The 16,814-nt window shown below is 69.5% G+C and carries 15 protein-coding genes; 3 read left to right on the plus strand and 12 right to left on the minus strand.

All coding sequences use genetic code 11. The annotated features are described in order from the left end of the window. Nucleotides 1-42: 42 nt before the first annotated feature. Nucleotides 43-918 (minus strand): N-formylglutamate amidohydrolase, encoded by an 876-nt coding sequence (locus ACW17W_RS03165; RefSeq protein ID WP_492079280.1) that lies wholly within the window; start codon nt 916-918, stop codon nt 43-45. 123 nt (nt 919-1,041) lie between these two features. Here ACW17W_RS03165 and cpdR point away from each other — a divergent pair, with 123 nt between their 5' ends. Further along, the gene (gene cpdR / locus ACW17W_RS03170; protein ID WP_492079282.1) at nt 1,042-1,398 is read left to right on the plus strand and encodes a cell cycle two-component system response regulator CpdR; all 357 of its coding nucleotides are present in this window, start codon (nt 1,042-1,044) and stop codon (nt 1,396-1,398) included. 82 nt (nt 1,399-1,480) lie between these two features. Here cpdR and ACW17W_RS03175 read toward each other — a convergent pair whose 3' ends face one another. The 7 genes from ACW17W_RS03175 to ACW17W_RS03205 form a co-directional block, all read right to left on the minus strand. Continuing rightward, the gene (locus ACW17W_RS03175; RefSeq protein WP_492079284.1) at nt 1,481-2,803 is read right to left on the minus strand and encodes a UDP-glucose dehydrogenase family protein; all 1,323 of its coding nucleotides are present in this window, start codon (nt 2,801-2,803) and stop codon (nt 1,481-1,483) included. Nucleotides 2,804-2,906: 103 nt separating this feature from the next. Continuing rightward, nucleotides 2,907-3,575 carry an exopolysaccharide biosynthesis polyprenyl glycosylphosphotransferase gene (locus ACW17W_RS03180; protein ID WP_492079286.1) on the minus strand — a complete coding sequence of 223 codons (669 nt, stop codon included), beginning with the start codon at nt 3,573-3,575 and terminating at the stop codon, nt 2,907-2,909. Between the two features lie 152 nt (nt 3,576-3,727). Continuing rightward, nucleotides 3,728-4,141 (minus strand): DUF6491 family protein, encoded by a 414-nt coding sequence (locus ACW17W_RS03185; protein ID WP_492079288.1) that lies wholly within the window; start codon nt 4,139-4,141, stop codon nt 3,728-3,730. A 71-nt stretch (nt 4,142-4,212) separates the two neighbouring features. Next, on the minus strand, nt 4,213-6,012 hold the full coding sequence (gene mnmC1, locus ACW17W_RS03190; RefSeq protein ID WP_492079290.1) for an FAD-dependent 5-carboxymethylaminomethyl-2-thiouridine(34) oxidoreductase MnmC1: 1,800 nt from the start codon (nt 6,010-6,012) through the stop codon (nt 4,213-4,215). 102 nt (nt 6,013-6,114) lie between these two features. Then, nucleotides 6,115-6,423 carry a hypothetical protein gene (locus ACW17W_RS03195; RefSeq protein WP_492079291.1) on the minus strand — a complete coding sequence of 103 codons (309 nt, stop codon included), beginning with the start codon at nt 6,421-6,423 and terminating at the stop codon, nt 6,115-6,117. Nucleotides 6,424-6,773: 350 nt separating this feature from the next. Further along, nucleotides 6,774-7,643: a flagellar motor stator protein MotA gene (motA, locus tag ACW17W_RS03200; protein WP_492079293.1), complete on the minus strand. Its 870-nt coding sequence runs from the start codon at nt 7,641-7,643 to the stop codon at nt 6,774-6,776. Between the two features lie 122 nt (nt 7,644-7,765). After that, on the minus strand, nt 7,766-9,565 hold the full coding sequence (locus ACW17W_RS03205) for a long-chain-acyl-CoA synthetase (protein ID WP_492079295.1): 1,800 nt from the start codon (nt 9,563-9,565) through the stop codon (nt 7,766-7,768). A 229-nt stretch (nt 9,566-9,794) separates the two neighbouring features. Here ACW17W_RS03205 and ACW17W_RS03210 point away from each other — a divergent pair, with 229 nt between their 5' ends. Then, entirely contained in the window at nt 9,795-10,274 is a 480-nt protein-coding gene (locus tag ACW17W_RS03210; RefSeq protein WP_492079297.1) for a peptidase S1, read from the plus strand. A 48-nt stretch (nt 10,275-10,322) separates the two neighbouring features. On the opposite strand, the gene ACW17W_RS03215 is transcribed toward ACW17W_RS03210, so the two are convergent. The 3 genes from ACW17W_RS03215 to ACW17W_RS03225 all read right to left on the minus strand — a co-directional run bounded on the left by ACW17W_RS03215 (nt 10,323) and on the right by ACW17W_RS03225 (nt 13,993). After that, nucleotides 10,323-12,731 carry an ATP-binding protein gene (locus ACW17W_RS03215; protein WP_492079299.1) on the minus strand — a complete coding sequence of 803 codons (2,409 nt, stop codon included), beginning with the start codon at nt 12,729-12,731 and terminating at the stop codon, nt 10,323-10,325. A 104-nt stretch (nt 12,732-12,835) separates the two neighbouring features. Continuing rightward, nucleotides 12,836-13,450: a hypothetical protein gene (locus ACW17W_RS03220; protein WP_492079301.1), complete on the minus strand. Its 615-nt coding sequence runs from the start codon at nt 13,448-13,450 to the stop codon at nt 12,836-12,838. Between the two features lie 129 nt (nt 13,451-13,579). Next, complete coding sequence (locus ACW17W_RS03225) at nt 13,580-13,993, minus strand: CBS domain-containing protein (RefSeq protein WP_492079303.1); 414 nt, start codon at nt 13,991-13,993, stop codon at nt 13,580-13,582. A gap of 137 nt (nt 13,994-14,130) precedes the next feature. On the opposite strand from ACW17W_RS03225, the gene amaB reads away from it, so the two are divergent. Then, nucleotides 14,131-15,648, plus strand: coding sequence for an L-piperidine-6-carboxylate dehydrogenase (amaB, locus tag ACW17W_RS03230; RefSeq protein WP_492079305.1), 1,518 nt, complete (start codon nt 14,131-14,133; stop codon nt 15,646-15,648). On the opposite strand, the gene ACW17W_RS03235 is transcribed toward amaB, so the two are convergent. Continuing rightward, nucleotides 15,632-16,690 carry a sensor histidine kinase gene (locus tag ACW17W_RS03235; protein ID WP_492079307.1) on the minus strand — a complete coding sequence of 353 codons (1,059 nt, stop codon included), beginning with the start codon at nt 16,688-16,690 and terminating at the stop codon, nt 15,632-15,634. The genes amaB and ACW17W_RS03235 overlap by 17 nt on opposite strands. Nucleotides 16,691-16,814 lie beyond the last annotated feature (124 nt).

The raw sequence follows: 16,814 nt of genomic DNA on the forward strand, positions 1-16,814 counted from the left end.
GCGAGTTCGCCGGCGCCCGCTTTCAGGCGGCCCCTCCGCCGATCACGCAGGGGCCGGCCAGCCGTCCTGGCGCAGGGCCGTGGCGACCCGGTCGATGACCCCCATACAACGCCCATGCCCCGACGAGGGGCGTCGGGTGGCCTCGTCCAGATACAGGGCCCGGCCCAGTTCAACCTGGATGGCGTGAAAACCCTCGGCGGGTCGGCCCCAGGTCCGGGTCGTATAGCCGCCGGCATAGGGGCGGTTGAGCGCCACCACCCATCCCGAGGCCTCGAACAGGGTGCGCAGGCGCCGCGTCAGACGGGCGTCGCAGGCCGTGCCGTGCCGGTCGCCGAGCACCACATCCGGGCCGCGCACATGCCGGTCGCCGGCCAGGACTCCCGAGGGCATGGAATGCCAGTCGATCAGCACCGCCGCGCCATACCGGCCCCGGGCCGCCTGCATCAGTCCGGCCAGGGCCGCATGATAGGGGGCGTGCGACCTCTCGAGACGCGCCCGCACCTCGGCCATGTCCAGACGCCGGTCATAAAGATCGGCGCCGTCGCCGGTCCTGCGGGGGATGACGCCGAAACCCGCCGCGACCTTGGCCGCCGACGGTCCCTGGCCCGCGTCCGGCGGCGCGTCGGCGATCAGGACGGGGTCGAGATCGCCCGGGGCCCGGTTGAGATCGACATAGGCCCGGCTGAGCCGGGCCGTGATCAGGGGGGCGCCAAGATCGGCGGCGGCGGCGGCCAGCAACTGGTCGACCCCCGTATCCTCGGCGCTGCGCAGCGAGGCCGGATCCAGGCCGGGGGCGGCGTTCATATCGGCAGGACAGAGTTCGCCCGAATGCGGGGAGGCAAAGACGAACGGCCCGGCTGCTCCGGCCGGGAGCCGGATATCGAATATGGTTTCAGGCGCCCGGTCGGTCGAACTCATCCTTCGCGCATAAACGGTTTACCCCCGCTGTCCACAGCCGGGCGTCGTCCGGGATCGGCCTTTTTCATGGGGAGTTTACCCTTCTGCCGCTAACCTTGCCGCTCGAAACGACGGGGACCATCCATGGCGCGCATTCTGCTGGCTGAAGACGACGCCTCGCTGAGGGGCTTCCTGACGCGGGCTCTGGAGAAGGCCGGCCATCAGGTCGTCGACTGCGAGAACGGCGACGACGCCATCGACGCCCTCGAACACGGGCCGTACGACCTTCTGCTGACCGACATCGTCATGCCCGGCGCCGACGGGATCGAGGTCGCGCGTGTCGCGGCGGCCCGCATTCCGGGCCTGCGCATCATGTTCATCACCGGCTTCGCCGCGGTCGCCCTGACGGCGGCCCAGTCCTCGCCCCAGGCCAAGGTGCTGTCCAAGCCCGTCCACCTGCGCGACCTCGTCAATGAGGTCGACCGGATGATCGCGGCCTGACACGCCCGGGGTCGGGCTCCCAGATTTTTCTCCGCAATCCGGGTCAGGCCCGGAGGCGAAGGATCGGCGGGATCACCGGACCCTAGGGCCGGCCGATCCCCGAATAGACAAAGCCGCGCGCCCGCATGTCTTCCGGGCGATAGACGTTTCTCAGATCGACCATGACCGGGCGCGTCATCAGGAGCTTGATCCGGTCCAGATCCAGCGCCCGGAACTGGTCCCATTCTGTGACGATGACGACCACGTCCGCCGCCCGGACCGCCTCATAGGGGCCGGCTGTCATGATCACATCCGGCATCAGGGCGGCGGCCTCATGCATGCCTTCCGGATCATAGGCGCGCACTGTGGCGCCGGCCGCGATCAGGGCCGGGGCCAGGTCCAGCGACGGGGCGTCGCGCATGTCGTCGGTATTGGGTTTGAACGTCAGGCCCAGCAGGGCGACGGTCCGACCCTTCAGGTCCGCGCCCAGGGTCTTGCGCACACGGTCGGCCAGACCGGCCTTGCGCGCATCATTGACGGCGACCGTGGTCTCGATGAGCCGCACCGGACTGCCGGCGTCGGTCGCGGTGCGGACCAGGGCCAGGGTGTCCTTGGGGAAGCAGGAGCCGCCATAGCCCGGGCCGGCGTGCAGGAATTTTCCGCCGATCCGCTTGTCCAGACCAATACCGCGCGCCACCTGCTGGACATCGGCGCCGACCTTTTCGCACAGGTCGGCCATCTCGTTGATGAAGGTGATCTTCATCGCCAGGAAGGCATTGGCCGCATATTTGATCAGCTCCGAGGTGCGCCGCTCGGTGAACAGCAGCGGGCTCTCGTTGAGATTCAGCGGGCGATAGATTTCGGCCATGACCGCCTTTGCCCGGGCGCCCACGGGGCCGTCCATGTCGTTGACGCCGATGACCACCCGGTCGGGCCGTTTGAAGTCCTCGATGGCCGCGCCCTCGCGCAGGAACTCGGGGTTTGAGACGACGGCGAACTCGGCGTCGGGACGGCGTTCGCGAATGATCCGCTCGATCTCGTCGCCCGTGCCCACCGGCACGGTGGACTTGGTCACGACCACGGTGAAGCCCTGGATCAGGTCGGCGATCTCGGCGGCGGCGGCGTGGACATAGGTCAGGTCGGCATGGCCGTCGCCGCGCCGCGAGGGGGTGCCCACGCCGATGAAGACGGCATCGGCGTTCCGGATGGCCTCGGCGCCGTCCAGGGTGAAGGACAGCCGGCCGCCGCGCACATTGGTTTCAACCAGGGCCTCGAGACCGGGCTCGAAGATGGGGATCTCGCCCTGTTCCAGCCGCGCGATCTTGGAGGCGTCCTTGTCGATACAGGTGACCACATGGCCGAAATCGGCGAAACAGGCTCCGGAGACGAGGCCGACATAGCCCGTTCCGATCATGGCGACACGCATGCGAACCTCGATTTTGCGGCGACCGCCGCCGCCATGGGTTGAAGGGGCGGCTTGCCGCTTCAGGCGATCCGGCGCAAGGGCCGGCCGACGCAATCGCCGGGGATCAGTAGGCGTTTTCGCGCGAAAGCAGCAGGGGCACGGTCTTCAGCACGATGCGCAGATCCCCGGCCAGCGACCAGTTGCGCGCATAGGCGGCGTCGGCCTCCACCCGCCGGGCCATACAGTCCAGCTGCCGGATCTCGCCCCTGAGCCCCTTGATCTGGGCATAGCCGGTCAGGCCGGGCCGGACGCTGAACCGTTCGGCATAGCCGGGCAGCAGGGCGCCATAGTGGGCGTCGTGGGCGAGGGCGTGCGGCCGCGGCCCCACGATCGACATCTCGCCGCGCACGACATTGAACAGTTGCGGCAGCTCATCGAGGCTGGACTGGCGCAGCAGGGCGCCGACCGGCGTGACCCGGCTGTCGCCGCGTCGGGCATGGGTCACGGCGTCGCCGTCCTCGGTGACCGTCATGGTGCGGAACTTGTAAATGGTGAAGACCCGGCCGTTCAGCCCCGTGCGGCGCTGCCGGAACAGGACCGGTCCCGCCGAGGTCAGGCGGACCGCCAGGGCGATGACAAGCAGGGCCGGCGCCAGAAAGATCAGGGCCAGCAGGGCTCCGGCCATATCCAGCGCCCGCTTGAGCCGCGCCGGGTGGGGGCGGGCCGGGCTGACGCAGGGACGGAAGGCGGGCGTTGACGCGCTTGCCGGATCGACCGACCAGCTACCAAACATACCGTCTTCCCCCGTCCTGCCCGCACGCGCGTCGTGGTTAATCGCGCGTTAATAATCAGGGGCTGCAGGGGCGCAACCCCGTTCTCGCACAAGGCGAGACGGAAACGGGGCGCCGGCCGGGCCGGGCTTCACGGGGCGGCCGATGGACAGCGTCAGGGTCGCAGGCGCGAGGGCAGGGCCGCGATCTGCTCATCGGTCAGTTGCCAGACCATCCGGGCGCGGCAGACCTCGACGGGAGCGGCCGAGCCGGGCGTGACCAGGGCGACCATGTCGCCGACGCAGAGGGAGGAGACCCCGGCGATCGGCGCGACCGCCAGCTGGAACGAGGAATCCAGATCCCGGCAGGCTCCGGCGGCGTCCAGCTGATAGACCGCCTTCTGTCCCACCTTCAGATAGACGGTCTGGCGATCGGCCCGGAAATTCCGGATCTGCGAGGGCTGGAAGCAGCGCCGTTCGGGCGCCGCCGCGACAGAGGCGGAGCCGGCGCCCGGGGGCGTTGTCGGCGCGCAGGCGGACATCAGCGCCGCCGCAGATGCGAGGACAATGACGCGGGAGGAGACATGCATTGGCGGTTCCTGACATGGCGAACAGCCCCCGGGGTCACTGTCCTCCCAACCGGCGGCGACGGCAAGCCGCTTCAGCGCGAAAGCCGGGCGGGGGTGAGGCGATCGGCGAAATCCGCTGCAAGGGGGGACGGCCGGTCTGCGATCAGGGCGGCCAGATGCTCGCCCAGCAGGGGGGCGACGCAGAGCCCGCGCGACCCCAGCCCTCCCAGGACGAACAGGCCCGCCCGGCCGGGCGCCGGGCCACAGACCGGCAGGCGGTCGGCGGTGGTGGCGCGCACGGCGGCCCGGCTCCTGGTTGCCAGATCGGCGATCATCCCGGCGCGCTGCGGCAGCCGCGCCGCCAGGGTCTGGCGATTGCGCTGGCTGTCGGCCGCCCGGGTGCCGGTCGAGGTCTGGTCGCGGTCGTGGGTGGCGCCGAACAGGAAGCCGTCCCCGGTCGGCGCCAGATAGCCGCCCCAGGCCGTCGCGCCGGGCGAGGGCGTACCCTCGACCCAGTCGGCCTGGCCCCGCACGGGCCTGAGGCCGAGTTCGGGCGCGAGGGCGGCCAGACCCCATCCGGCGGTCAGGACGAGGGCGTCGGTATCCGACAGGACGGCGCCGTCGGCATCAAGGGTGCGCCAGCCGGTATCGGAGGGCTCAACGCGCGCGACCTGGCCGATGCGGACCTCCGCCCCGCCCAGAAAGGCCTCGAGCGCCGTCGCCGGACGGATGGCCAGGGCATTGCGCATCATCAGGCCGGTCGGGCCGGGCTCGCCGAGGCGGTCGGCGGCGGAGCCGGGTTCGACCACCTGCATGGAACCGGACGGCCAGATCGGCTGGTCGGCGATGCGGGCGAACCGGGCGGCGTCACGGTCGGCCTGGACCAGCTGAAGCACGCCCCGGGCCGTGACGGCGTCGTCGATCGAATCATAGAGGGTCGTCGCCCTGGACAGGGCCTGGGCGTGGAAGCCGGCGATCACGGGGTCTCCGGCGTCGAGGCGGGGCGTGACCAGACCGGCCGGAAATCCGGATCCGCCGGCGCCCGGCCGGTCCTGATCCAGTACAATGACCGGGAGGCCGAGTTCTGTCAGCGCCCGGGCGACCGAGGCTCCGGCGATTCCCGCGCCCACGACCGCTACCGATAGAGGCGCCTCTGCGGAAGCGGGATCGCCGGCGAACCGGGCCTGCAGCCGCTCGCGCTTGCGACCATGGCCGGGACGTTTCTCGACCGCGAACCCCCGTTCCGAAAGCCCCCGTCTCACGGCCCCTGCGACGGCGAAGGTGGCCAGACGGGCGCCCGGAGCCGAGCGGGCGGCAACGCCGTCCAGCACAGCGTCAGACCACATCTCCGGGTTCAGGGCGGGAGAAAACCCGTCCATGAACCAGGCGTCGGCCCGGCCCCGCCACTGATCCAGAGCCCGGCCCGCGTCGCCGACGGCCACATCCAGAACGGCGTCCAGCCCGGGCAGGTCGATGCGGTGAAATCCCGGCGTCCAGTCCGGCCAGCGGTCCAGCATGACGGCCGCGAGGTCGGCCAGTTCGGGCCAGGCGACGAGGGCGCGCCGGGCTTCGGCCGCCTGCATCGGATAGGCCTCGATGGAGAAGATGTGCAGTCGCCCGCCTTGCGGCCGGGTCCTTCGCCACAGATCGAGCAGGGCGAGCACGTTCAGCCCGGTGCCGAGACCCAGTTCGGCGACCACGAAGGTCCGGCGATCCCGCCAGGCGTCGGGCAGGCCGCAGCCGTCAAGGAAGACCGCCCGGCTTTCGGCAAGGCCATCGTCGCGGGAAAAATAGACGTCATTGAACCGGGTCGAGCGCGGTTCGCCGGCCTCGGTCCATTCCAGCGATGCGGCGGAGGTCTGGAACGGGGGCGGGGCGGCGTCGGCGGACATGATCCTGTCCTACAGCCGCAGGCCGGGACCGGGAACGAAAAAGGGGGCCGTCCGGAGACGACCCCCTCCCGTCCGTCCCCCGAAAGGGCGGAACGTCAGGTCTCAGTGCTTCTCGGCGGGTGCGTGGGCCGGGGCCTCGGCGGGGGCCATGGCGCCAGCGGCCGGAGCCATGGCGCTGGTGGAGGCTTCGCCGGCCTTTTCGGCGGCCATGGAGGCGGCGGCGCCGGCCTCGCCTGCAGCGGCGGCGGCCTCGGTCGCGGCGGCGTCAGCGGTGGCGGCGGCGTCCGTGGCTGTTTCGGAGGCTGCGGTCGCCGTGTCGGCGGCCTTTTCCTCGGCGGCGGGGGTGCAGGCGGCGATGGCGAAGGCAGCGGCGGCGACAGCCGAGGCGGCGATCATCTGGCGGATGGTCATGGTGGACTTCCTTCCTGTGCAGCGGGCTCTTGACGACCCGCATGGAGAGATAACGGGATCGTGAGCGAAACTGCAAGGCCTCTCACGGGGGCGTCACAGGCGCTCCGTCGGGGGCTCCAATCGCCTCCGCAGCCTGTGAGCCGGGGGGAGGCGCATCAGGGTCAGGTCGGTCGGATGGCGACGGCCCGGCGGCGGCGCGCTCAGCGGGCTTCGACGGCGTCGGGGTCGTGTGCGCGTGGTCGTCGCAGCCGGCCGACAGGATCGTCAGGCCGAGAACCAGGCCGAGGGCGAGCGGGGCGGGAACTCGGCGGGGCGCCACGGTCGGACTCCGGGAGGGGCGGCCCGCGGGATCAGGCGTCGGCGCCGACGGTGGACAGGTGTTCTTCCATCTCACTGAAGGACGGCTGGCAGGTGGAGGGCACGTCGCCCCGGCCGATCTCACAGGAAATTTGCGCCGCATTGCCGTGCAGGTGGGCGACCAGCACCGACTGGATGATCTTGTAGAAGGCGGCCTCCTCGTCGACGATCGACTGCAGGCGCGAGGCGAAGGGGCCGACCAGCCCATAGGCCAGGAAGACGCCGAGGAAGGTGCCGACCAGGGCGGACCCGATCATGCCGCCGAGGACTGCAGGCGGCTCTTCGATGGCGCCCATGGTCTTGATGATGCCCAGCACGGCCGCGACGATGCCGAGGGCCGGGAGGCCGTCAGCCAGGTTCTGGAGCGCATGGGGCGCATGGGCCGCCTCGTGATGGTGCTTTTCCAGCTGCTTTTCCATGGCGTCCTCGATCTGGTGAGGATCCTCCAGGTTCATCGTCATCATCCGCAGGGTGTCGCAGATGAAGTCGGTGGCGAAATGGTCCTTCATGATCTTCGGGAATTTCTGGAAGATCGTGGACTCGCCCGGCTTTTCGATATGGCTTTCCAGGGCGATGACGCCCTTGGACTTCATTGTCTTGGTCAGCAGGAACAGCAGCGACAGCAGATCCTTGTAGTCGCCCTTCTTCCACTTGGGTCCGGCGAAACATTTGCCGAAGCCCCCCAGGGACGACTTGATGACCGGGATGCTGTTGGCGATCAGGAAGGCGGCGATGCCCGCGCCGAGGATGGCCATCAGCTCGTGCGGGGCGGCGTGAATGATCACGTCGAACTTGCCGCCCGCCATGGCGAAGCTGCCGAAGACGAGGCCGAACAGCAGCACGATGCCGATAATCTGAAACATGGTCGGTCCGGTCGCGCGAGGAGAATGCGCCGAACATGGGGATTAATGATTAAGGCCGCGTTTCCGCCGGGGCGGCCCGGATCCGGGTCATCCGGAATGGCGTCCGACCCGTCCGTTCGACGCTACAGCCGCAGATCACCGTTGAGGATCTGGGCATGGATCGCTGGTGTCAGCTTCTGATAGCCGTTCCGGCCGCCGCGGATATAGAGCGGCCCCTGGACCTTTTGCGGGTCGAACCCTTCGGTGACCAGGTCCACCTTGCGGTATTTGAAGGTGCCGGTCGTTTCCATCGCCCGGGTGATGCGGACGAAGACCGGGCGGGCATAGGTCGGCAGTTCGGCGTCGGCCCAGTCGGCGAAGGCCCGGGGCTGGAACTTCCCGTCCACAGTCACCGCAACCATCCCGGCCTTTCCGTCGGCATGGGGCACGGGAACCCCATAGGAGATGACCTCGCGCACGGCGGGCGCATCGGTCAGCCTCTGTTCGACCTCGGACGTGGAGACGTTCTCGCCCTTCCACCGGAAGGTGTCGCCAACGCGGTCGATGAAATAGAAATAGCCCTCGGCATCCTGGCGCATCAGATCGCCGGTCCGGAAATAGCGATCCCCCCGCACGAAAACGTCGCTGAGGGTCTTCTTCTGCGAGGCGGCCTTGTCGGCATAGCCGGAGAAGTCGTGTTTCGGGTCGGCCGAGATCAGGCCTATGGCCTCGCCGATCTCTCCCGGACGGCACTCCTCACACAGGCCATTGGCGCCGCGCACCGGCTCCTCGGTGTTCACGTCGAACCGGATCAGGCGAATGTTGATCTGCTTCTTCAGCAGTTTCGGCACGCGGCCGATGGCGCCGGGCTTGCCGTCAAAGTTGAACAGCGAGACGTTGCCCTCGGTCGAGCCATAGAACTCGAGGATCTGCGGGATTTTGAACCGTTTCTGGAAATCGGGCCAGACGTCGGGCCGCAGTCCGTTGCCGAAGGCGAGGCGCAGCTTGTTGACGCCGTCGTCCTCATGCGGCGGGCTGTTGACCAGATAGCGGCACAGCTCGCCGATATAGACGAACATGGTGGCCCCGGTGTCGCGCACATCGCGCGAGAAGGATGAGGCCGAAAACCGTCGGCGGATGATCAGTCGCGCCCCGTTCAGCAGGGCGGCGCCGACGCCGACCAGGCCGCCGGTCGAATGATAGAGCGGCAGCACATTGTAGATGCGGTCTTCCTGCGTCGAGCGGGTGCAGCCGGCGAAGGCCCGCATATAGGTCCGTGCGCGCGAATGCGGCACGCGCGCCGCCTTGGGCAGGCCGGTCGTCCCCGAGGTGTAGATGAAGACACAGGTATCGCGATTGGTCAGGCCCGCCCTTGCGGCGGCCGGCGGCCGCACCGACGAGCCGCTGCGCACGGCGTTGTCGAGGTTGCGACGGTCGCTGGTCTCCTCGGCCGGCTTGAGGCCCAGGACCCAGAGCATCAGGCTGCGTGACGCAAAGGGCCGCGCTTCCTCGACGCGACCCCAGCATTCCTCGTCCGACACCACCTGGGCGACGTTGACGATGTTCAGGCAGTGGGCGAGGGCCTGGCCGGTCAGATTGGTGTTCAGCAGGGCCGTCGGCACGCCGACCTTGGAAAAACCGATCCAGGCCGCCAGGTAGTCGGCCCGGTTGGACATGAACAGGCCCACGACATCGGAACGCCTCAGGTTCCGGCTCCGCGCCCAGTGGGCGTAGCGGTTGGCGAGGGCGTCGAGCTCGCGATAGGTCAGGCTGCGCTGTTCATCCTCGATGGCGATGTTCTCGCCGAACCGGTCCACGGCCTCCTCGAAGTCGTCACAGAGCAGGACGGGACTGTCGAGCGTGATCGGTTTGATGCGGCCCAGCAGCCGGCGAAGACTGCCGAAGAAATGAAGGTCACGCCGGATTTTCGCTGCGAGACCCATGGTCGCGGCCGCTCCTGATGATTGTGGTTCAAAAGCTTTGATGAACAACCGATTCACCGGGGTCAACCGGAGCCGGGCCGGATCGGTCGGTTGTCGGGCGGTCGTGTCGCCGGAGTCCCGGCGCCGCAAGGGAAGGTCCGGCGGCTTGATCCCGCGCAAGCTTGGCCGTCTAATCGGCCGGCAGCGGCGACGGGTCTTCCGGACAGGCCGCCAGAGGAAAGACCGACCCATGCGTATCGCCGCCTTCGCCATGCCCGCACTCGCCGTTCTCGCCCTGACGACGGCGGGGCCGGCCGCCGCCCAGGATTTCGACGCCGACCCGACCTATGGCGAGTTTCATCTGGAGCCCGGCTTCACCCCCGATCCCGCCCTGCTCAGCGTCATGGCCGGCGGCGATCTGGACGCCTCTGACAAGTTCGAGGACTGCAAGGGCTTCATCAGCGAAGCCCCGGACGTGCGGCTGTTCTGGGATTCCGAGAGCACAAGCGGCCTGACCATCAAGATCTCGGCCCTGTCCAACGCCGACACGACCCTGGTGGTCAACGGCCCCGATGGCAAATGGTACTGCGATGACGATTCGGGCGAGGACTCCAATCCGTCGGTCGAGCTGACGCCCGACACAGGGCGGTATGAAATCTGGCTCGGCACCTATTCCGAAGGCGAGATCAAGAAGGCCGTCCTGGGGATTTCGGAAGTGTCCAGCTTCTGATCCGGGGAAGCCGTCGCTCCGCCGCCATGGTTCCGGAGGCGGCGGGCGTCAGGCCGCCCGGGCGATGTCCGCATCCCCGGGGCCTGCGGCGGCGGGCTTGTTCACCGGCACCTCGAAGCTGACGGTGGTGCCGCGGCCGGGCTCGCTGTCGATCACCATCGCGCCGTGGTGGATTTCGATGAGGGCCTTGGTCAGGGCGAGACCCAGACCGGTGCCCTGGGTGGTCTTGGAGTGCTGGCCCTCGACCTGTTCGAAGGGCCGGGCCAGACGGCCGAGGTCCTCGGCGGCGATGCCGATGCCGGTGTCTGTCACGGCCACCCGCTGGCGGCCCGGCGCCGGGGCCGAGGTGGAGACGGTGATCGATCCGCCCTCCGGGGTGAACTTCACGGCGTTGGAGATCAGGTTCAGCATCACCTGTTTCATGCCGCGGTGATCGGCGTCGATATCGGGCAGGTCCGGGGCGTCGATCACCAGCGTCAGGCCCGCCTCGTCGGCCTTGCCGCGCATCAGGCGAGCGGCGTCGGTGCAGATCTCCCGCAGCGACACCTTTTCATAGTGGACCGTCATCTTGCCGGCCTCGATCTTGGCCATGTCCAGGATGTCGTTGATCAGGCTGAGCAGATGCTGTCCGGACTTGAGGATGTCATTGGCGTAGCCCTTGTAACGAGGGTCGCCGACGGGGCCGAACATCTCGGCGGCCATGATTTCGGAGAAGCCGTTGATGGCGTTCAGCGGCGTCCGCAGCTCATGGGACATATTGGCCAGGAATTCCGACTTGGCCTGGTTGGCCGCCTCGGCGCGGGTCATGGCGACCTCATATTTCCTGGCCAGGAGGCTGAGCTCGGCCTGGCTGGCCTCCAGCCGGGTGACCATGGCGCGCAGGCTGTCCGCGGCCTGGCGGGTCTGGGCCTCCTGCCGCCGGATCACGGTGAGGTCGGTCGCGGTGACCACCGTGCCCCCATCGGAGGTGAACCGTTCGGCGATCATCAGCCAGCGGCCGTCATTGAGCTCGAGTTCCCGGATGCCGGCCGTCGTCGAGGGGTGGTCCGCCTTGATGGCCAGGCCGGCGATCCGGTTCAGCTCATCCTTGGCCGCGCCGCGCCTGACTGCCTCCGGGGCCAGGCCGAAGGCGTCGGAGAACGCCTGGTTGGACAGGATCAGCCGGCCGTTCCGGTCAAACAGCGCAAAGGCGTCCGAGACGCTCTCGATCCCGTCCCGCAGACGGCTTTCCGCCGCCTGGGCATGGGCCTTGGCCCGGCGCGCCTCGGTGATGTCCAGCGCCACCCCCATAATGCCCGGGTAGCCGTGTTCGTCCCGTTCGCCGCCGGCCTGGCCCCGGGCGTCGATCCAGCGAACGCCGCCCTCGTCCGCGACCACGGGGAAGGTGCTTTCAAAGGCGCCGAAGGCGGCCGCCTGGCTGAGGGCGTGTTCGAAGGCGTCCCGGTAGCGCGGATGAACCCGGTCGATGACCGCAGAGGACGGCAGGGTCCCGCCTGACGGCAGGCCGAGCAGCGCCGCCATATAGTCCGACAGCACCACCTCCTCGCCCTTGAGATCCCATTCCCAGACGCCGCAACGCGCAGCCTCGACGGCGACCTGGAAGCGGTGTTCGGTCTCGGCCCACTGGCGCCGCGCCCGGGACTGACGCCAGTACTGGGCGGTGATCAGGGCGATGACGATCAGCCCGAGGGCGGCGGGCGTCAGCAGCACCCAGAGGTCGGACAGGAAGGCGGGCGCCCCGCCCCGCGCGGGCCGCCAGGCCGCCACGACCAGACCGGTCTCCCCGACAGCCGCTGCCGAGACCTGGAGGTCGTCGACGGTCGTCGGGCCGGACTGTGTCGCCGCCTGCTGCAGGGCGGCGAAATCGACGGCCGGGGCGGTCGTTCCCGCGCGGGTCGAGACCCGGCCTGTCGGTGAGGCGGCGAACAGGTCGACGCCGTCGACCCCGGCCGGTCCGGTCAGGGGGATGCGCGCCGTCACGCGCTGGTCCCCGGCGGCGCGGGACAGGATGATCGCCGCTCCGGCCGCGTCCAGTCCGGGCTGATCGCCGGGCGTCGCTGTCGCTGCGGCGAAGGGCTCGGCGGGCGAGCCGAGCACGGCACGGACCTCGCCGCCGGCGGACATGACCGCAATCGCCAGGCCGGGATCGACGCGACGGGCGGCCTCCAGAGCGTCCAGCCGCCGGTCTGGGCGGGCGGTCAGGGCCACGGAGGCGGTCTGGAGGGCGGCGCCGGCGGCGGCCAGCCGATCCTCGAGGGAGGCCGCCAGCCAGCGGGCGTCATGGGACAGGGCGCGGGACTGAAGCTGTTCGATCTCGCGCTCGGGGCGGGCGGTTTCCCGCGCCACCAGAAGGACATAGACGGCCACGGCCAGGGTCAGAAGCAGGACGGCGATCCGGGTTCCGGTGACGAGGCGTGACGACGCCTCATCCGAAGCGCGTCGGCCCTTCCCCTGCACGCGGCGCTCCATGCCCCGCAAGGCCACCCCCAAAACGATTCGACAACGACGCCGAATCTAGGCTGCGTCGCGGATTCCTGTCGAGAGTCCGTCTGCGCCGTGCGTCACGCGGCCCGGGAGCGAGTCCCGTCTGCCACAACGACAAGATCCTCTCCGCGGGCGCGACGGGCGACAGCGGACTGGTCCGCGGCCGGCGCCAGAACCTCCCGGATGGATCTCAGCAGGGCCGCAGCGCGACCGGCGAGCGCCCGGCCGGCGGGAGAGGCCTCGTCCGGTGCGGCCTCGACCGAGGCCGCCATGGCCTCGACCAGGGCCATCAACTGCGGCGCAGCGGTAATCAGCCGGGCCTGGAATTCGATGCGTTCGGGGTTCCGGTCGTACTCTGCGCCGGGTACGCGCCAGCCGCCCCAGTCGGCCGCGTCCGTGACGACGACCGGATAGGTGCCCGGGAAGGGGTGATGAGGAACATCCTCGGCCGCCTGCCACTTGTTGCGCGCGCGCAGCATCCGCCAGGCGCTGAGGTCCGGTTCGACCGTATCCTCCACCGGCGTCATCAGTTCAACGGCCTGGAAATCGCGCCCCAGTCCGATGTCATAGGTGATGCGGACCGGCTCATCGAAGCCCTTGGCCCAGATGGCGTTGATCTTTTCCACCTCGGCCCAGGCGCCGACGCTCTCGACCCAGACCCTCTGTCCCTTCTGGAACTGTGCGCGCGCCATTCAGGCCCCCTCGATTTCGACCGCGACCCTAGGCGTGACACGGTTACGATCGGATTGGCGAACGCGGTGAACGAAACCCTGACGCGGCCAGGAGGCGCCGGAATCGGGGTCGATGGCGGGGCGCGGCGCTCAGCCGGGGCGGGAGATCGTCTCCAGCGCCTCGCCGGCGTATTTTTCCTTCACCCGGGTAGACAGGTCGCCGAGGGAGACGACGCCGACCAGCCGGCCATGTTTGTCGACCACCGGCAGCCGACGGATGCGGGCGTCCGACATGGCGTCCAGGGCCACCTTGAGATCGTCGGTGTCGAGGACCGTCACGACCTCGGCCGTCATGGCCTCCGAGACGGGGGTCGAGGACGCCTTGCCGGCGCCGATGACGCGCACCGCGATGTCGCGATCGGTCAGGGTTCCGACCAGACGATCGCCCTCGGCCACCGGCATGAAGCCGAAATCGCCGGCGCCCATGCGGGCGGCGGCGGCCTCGACGGTGTCGCCGGGCAGGGCGACCTGGACGTCACGGCTCATGAGGTCGCGGATTTTCAAGACGGCGTCTCCTGTGAAAAGCTCATGTCCAGAACCGGCGGGAACGGTGACGGTTCCGGAACGCCGCTGGTCCTTGCGCCACTGGTCCTCTCACCGGCAGGAGGCTATGGCCACGCCTCATCATGCGGAGAACGACCATGACCACGGCGGCCAGTGAAGCGCGGGCGATTCTGGACCGGCTGGGCGCCTCGACCTCGGGGTGGTCGGATGCCGGGACGATCGAGGCGCGTTCGCCGATCGACGGCTCGGTCGCCGGGACGCTTGTCGAGGTCGATCCGGACGGGGTCGAGACCGTCATCGCCGCCTCGGTTGCAGCCTTCGCCGACTGGCGCCGCGTCCCGGCCCCGCGCCGGGGCGAGCTGGTCCGGCTGCTGGGCGAGGAGTTGCGCGCGTCAAAAGACGACATCGCGCGGCTGGTGACGCTGGAGGCGGGCAAGATCGTCTCCGAGGGTCTGGGCGAGGTGCAGGAGATGATCGACATCTGCGACTTCGCCGTCGGCCTGTCGCGCCAGCTGAACGGCCTGACCCTGCCCAGCGAGCGACCCGGCCACCATATGCGCGAGACCTGGCAGCCGCTGGGGCCGGTCGCCATCGTCACCGCCTTCAACTTCCCCGTCGCCGTCTGGGCCTGGAATGCGGCCCTGGCCCTCGTGTGCGGCGATCCGGTGATCTGGAAGCCGTCGGAGAAGACGCCGCTGACGGCCCTGGGCGTCCAGGCGGTATTTGACCGGGCGCTGGCGCGGTTCGGCGCGGACGCGCCCGACGGACTGGCGCAGCTGCTGATCGGCGGCCGGGCGGTCGGCGAGGCCCTGGCCGCCGATCCGCGCATTCCGCTGGTCTCGGCCACAGGCTCGACGCGGATGGGCAAGGCCGTGGCGACGACCGTGGCGGCGCGTCTGGGCCGAAGCCTGCTGGAACTGGGCGGCAACAACGCCATGATCGTGACCCCGAGCGCCGACCTCGACATGGCGGTGCGGGCCATCGCCTTCTCGGCGGTGGGAACGGCGGGCCAGAGGTGCACCACCCTGCGCCGGCTGCTGGTGCATGAGAGCGTGGCGGATGGTCTGGTGGACCGGCTGAAGGCCGCCTACGAGACCCTGCCGATCGGCGATCCGCGCACGGATGGGGTTTTGGTCGGGCCGCTGATCGATGAAGCGGCGGGACAGGCGTTCGACCGGGCGCTGGACCGGGCGGTCGAACAGGGCGGGACGGTGGTGACCGGCGGCGGCCGGGCGTCGGATGCGTCAGGCGGCGTCTATGTCCGCCCCGCCATCGTGCGCATGCCGGCCCAGGGCGAGGTGGTCATGACCGAGACCTTCGCGCCGATCCTTTATGTCCTGACCTGGTCCGACTTCGACGCGGCGGTGGCCATGCAGAACGACGCGCCGCAGGGGCTGAGCTCCTGCGTCTTCACCGACAGCGTGCGCGAGGCCGAAAGCTTCCTGTCCGCCTGGGGCTCGGACTGCGGCATCGCCAATGTCAACATCGGCCCGAGCGGCGCCGAGATCGGCGGCGCCTTCGGCGGGGAGAAGGAGACCGGCGGCGGCCGCGAATCCGGCTCCGACAGCTGGAAGGCCTATATGCGCCGCCAGACCCAGACGGTGAACTTCTCTCGCGACCTGCCGCTGGCGCAGGGGGTCAGGTTCGAGGTGTGAGGGCGGCGGCGCCGACCCCCGGGGATATCCGGGACGGCTCGTCCGCCAGAGGCGAGGCCTGGGCGTCTGTCGCCGGTCGGGGCCAGGTCAGACGGGCCGCCGCACCTGGATGGGCGGGGCGCAGGGTGAAGCCTCCGCCCAGTTGCCGGGCCAGGGCGGTGATGATGCGCAGGCCCAGACTGTCCGGCGCGCCGGAGGGCGCATCCGGCAGTCCGGAGCCATTGTCCGTCACCTCAAGGATGCGCAGGGCGCCTTCATCGGCCAGTCGGATACGGATGTCGCCCGAGCGGCCCTCGAAGGCGTGCTCGAGCGCGTTGTTGACGCATTCCAGCATGATCAGGACGACGGGCGTGCCCTCCTCGGCCGACAGGACTGCGCCGTCGCTGGTGATCGAGACGGTCACATCATGGCGCCCGGCCGCCTTGAGCGCATCGCCGACGATGGCGTGCGCCAGATCCTCGAAGGCGGCGGGGCGTGCGTCCGCGCTCGCGAGACTGCGCTGGATGCTGGCGATCAGGGCGGTGCGGGCCGAGGCGTCCTGCAGGGCCTTGCGGGCGCCGGGGTCTGTGGCGCTGCGGGCCTCCAGGCTCAGCAGCGCGCTCACCACCTGGATGTTGTTGGAGACGCGGTGTTGCACCTCCCGCATCAGAACGTCCCGGCTGCGGGCGAGCGCGGCGTTGCGCTCGACTTCCTGGGCCAGCCGCCGGGTTGCGCCGTCCATGCCCACGATGAAGAAGATGTCGACGGCGACCACGAAGACGTAGAAGCCCAGGGCGACCGCCGTGGCGACGCCGAGGTCGAAGCCCGACGGGCCGATCCAGAACCACCAGGCGGCCAGACCCGACAGAGTGGCTGTCATAATCGCCGGGCGTAGCCCTGCGTAATAGGCGACCAGGACCACCGCCGGAAAAAAGGTCAGATAGGGAAATCCCGGGGGGAACCAGTCCGCCAGTCCATAGCGCAGTGCGAAGGCGAGGCCCCAGGCCGCGACCGCCAGGGCATATCCCCGCCATCCAGTGCTGCGAAAATGATCTCTGGGCATTCTGGCCTCGCAGGCGCTCAGCGCGGTTGATCCCTGTTGCTATCAGGCGCGGAGGCCGGGAAGTCCAGACGCCCGGCGACAGGCGCCGGAAGGGCGTCCGACCTCCGGCCTGTGATCCCGCCTG

The sequence above is a fragment of the Brevundimonas sp. FV1ye29L genome (assembly GCF_058681095.1).

What these genes read in the sequence shown, in the direction of transcription:
- ACW17W_RS03165 (WP_492079280.1), bottom strand. Translation starts at nt 918, where the DNA reads ATGAGTTCGACCGACCGGGCGCCTGAAACCATATTCGATATCCGGCTC.
- cpdR (WP_492079282.1), top strand. Translation starts at nt 1,042, where the DNA reads ATGGCGCGCATTCTGCTGGCTGAAGACGACGCCTCGCTGAGGGGCTTC.
- ACW17W_RS03175 (WP_492079284.1), bottom strand. Translation starts at nt 2,803, where the DNA reads ATGCGTGTCGCCATGATCGGAACGGGCTATGTCGGCCTCGTCTCCGGA.
- ACW17W_RS03180 (WP_492079286.1), bottom strand. Translation starts at nt 3,575, where the DNA reads ATGTTTGGTAGCTGGTCGGTCGATCCGGCAAGCGCGTCAACGCCCGCC.
- ACW17W_RS03185 (WP_492079288.1), bottom strand. Translation starts at nt 4,141, where the DNA reads ATGCATGTCTCCTCCCGCGTCATTGTCCTCGCATCTGCGGCGGCGCTG.
- mnmC1 (WP_492079290.1), bottom strand. Translation starts at nt 6,012, where the DNA reads ATGTCCGCCGACGCCGCCCCGCCCCCGTTCCAGACCTCCGCCGCATCG.
- ACW17W_RS03195 (WP_492079291.1), bottom strand. Translation starts at nt 6,423, where the DNA reads ATGACCATCCGCCAGATGATCGCCGCCTCGGCTGTCGCCGCCGCTGCC.
- motA (WP_492079293.1), bottom strand. Translation starts at nt 7,643, where the DNA reads ATGTTTCAGATTATCGGCATCGTGCTGCTGTTCGGCCTCGTCTTCGGC.
- ACW17W_RS03205 (WP_492079295.1), bottom strand. Translation starts at nt 9,565, where the DNA reads ATGGGTCTCGCAGCGAAAATCCGGCGTGACCTTCATTTCTTCGGCAGT.
- ACW17W_RS03210 (WP_492079297.1), top strand. Translation starts at nt 9,795, where the DNA reads ATGCGTATCGCCGCCTTCGCCATGCCCGCACTCGCCGTTCTCGCCCTG.
- ACW17W_RS03220 (WP_492079301.1), bottom strand. Translation starts at nt 13,450, where the DNA reads ATGGCGCGCGCACAGTTCCAGAAGGGACAGAGGGTCTGGGTCGAGAGC.
- amaB (WP_492079305.1), top strand. Translation starts at nt 14,131, where the DNA reads ATGACCACGGCGGCCAGTGAAGCGCGGGCGATTCTGGACCGGCTGGGC.
- ACW17W_RS03235 (WP_492079307.1), bottom strand. Translation starts at nt 16,690, where the DNA reads ATGCCCAGAGATCATTTTCGCAGCACTGGATGGCGGGGATATGCCCTG.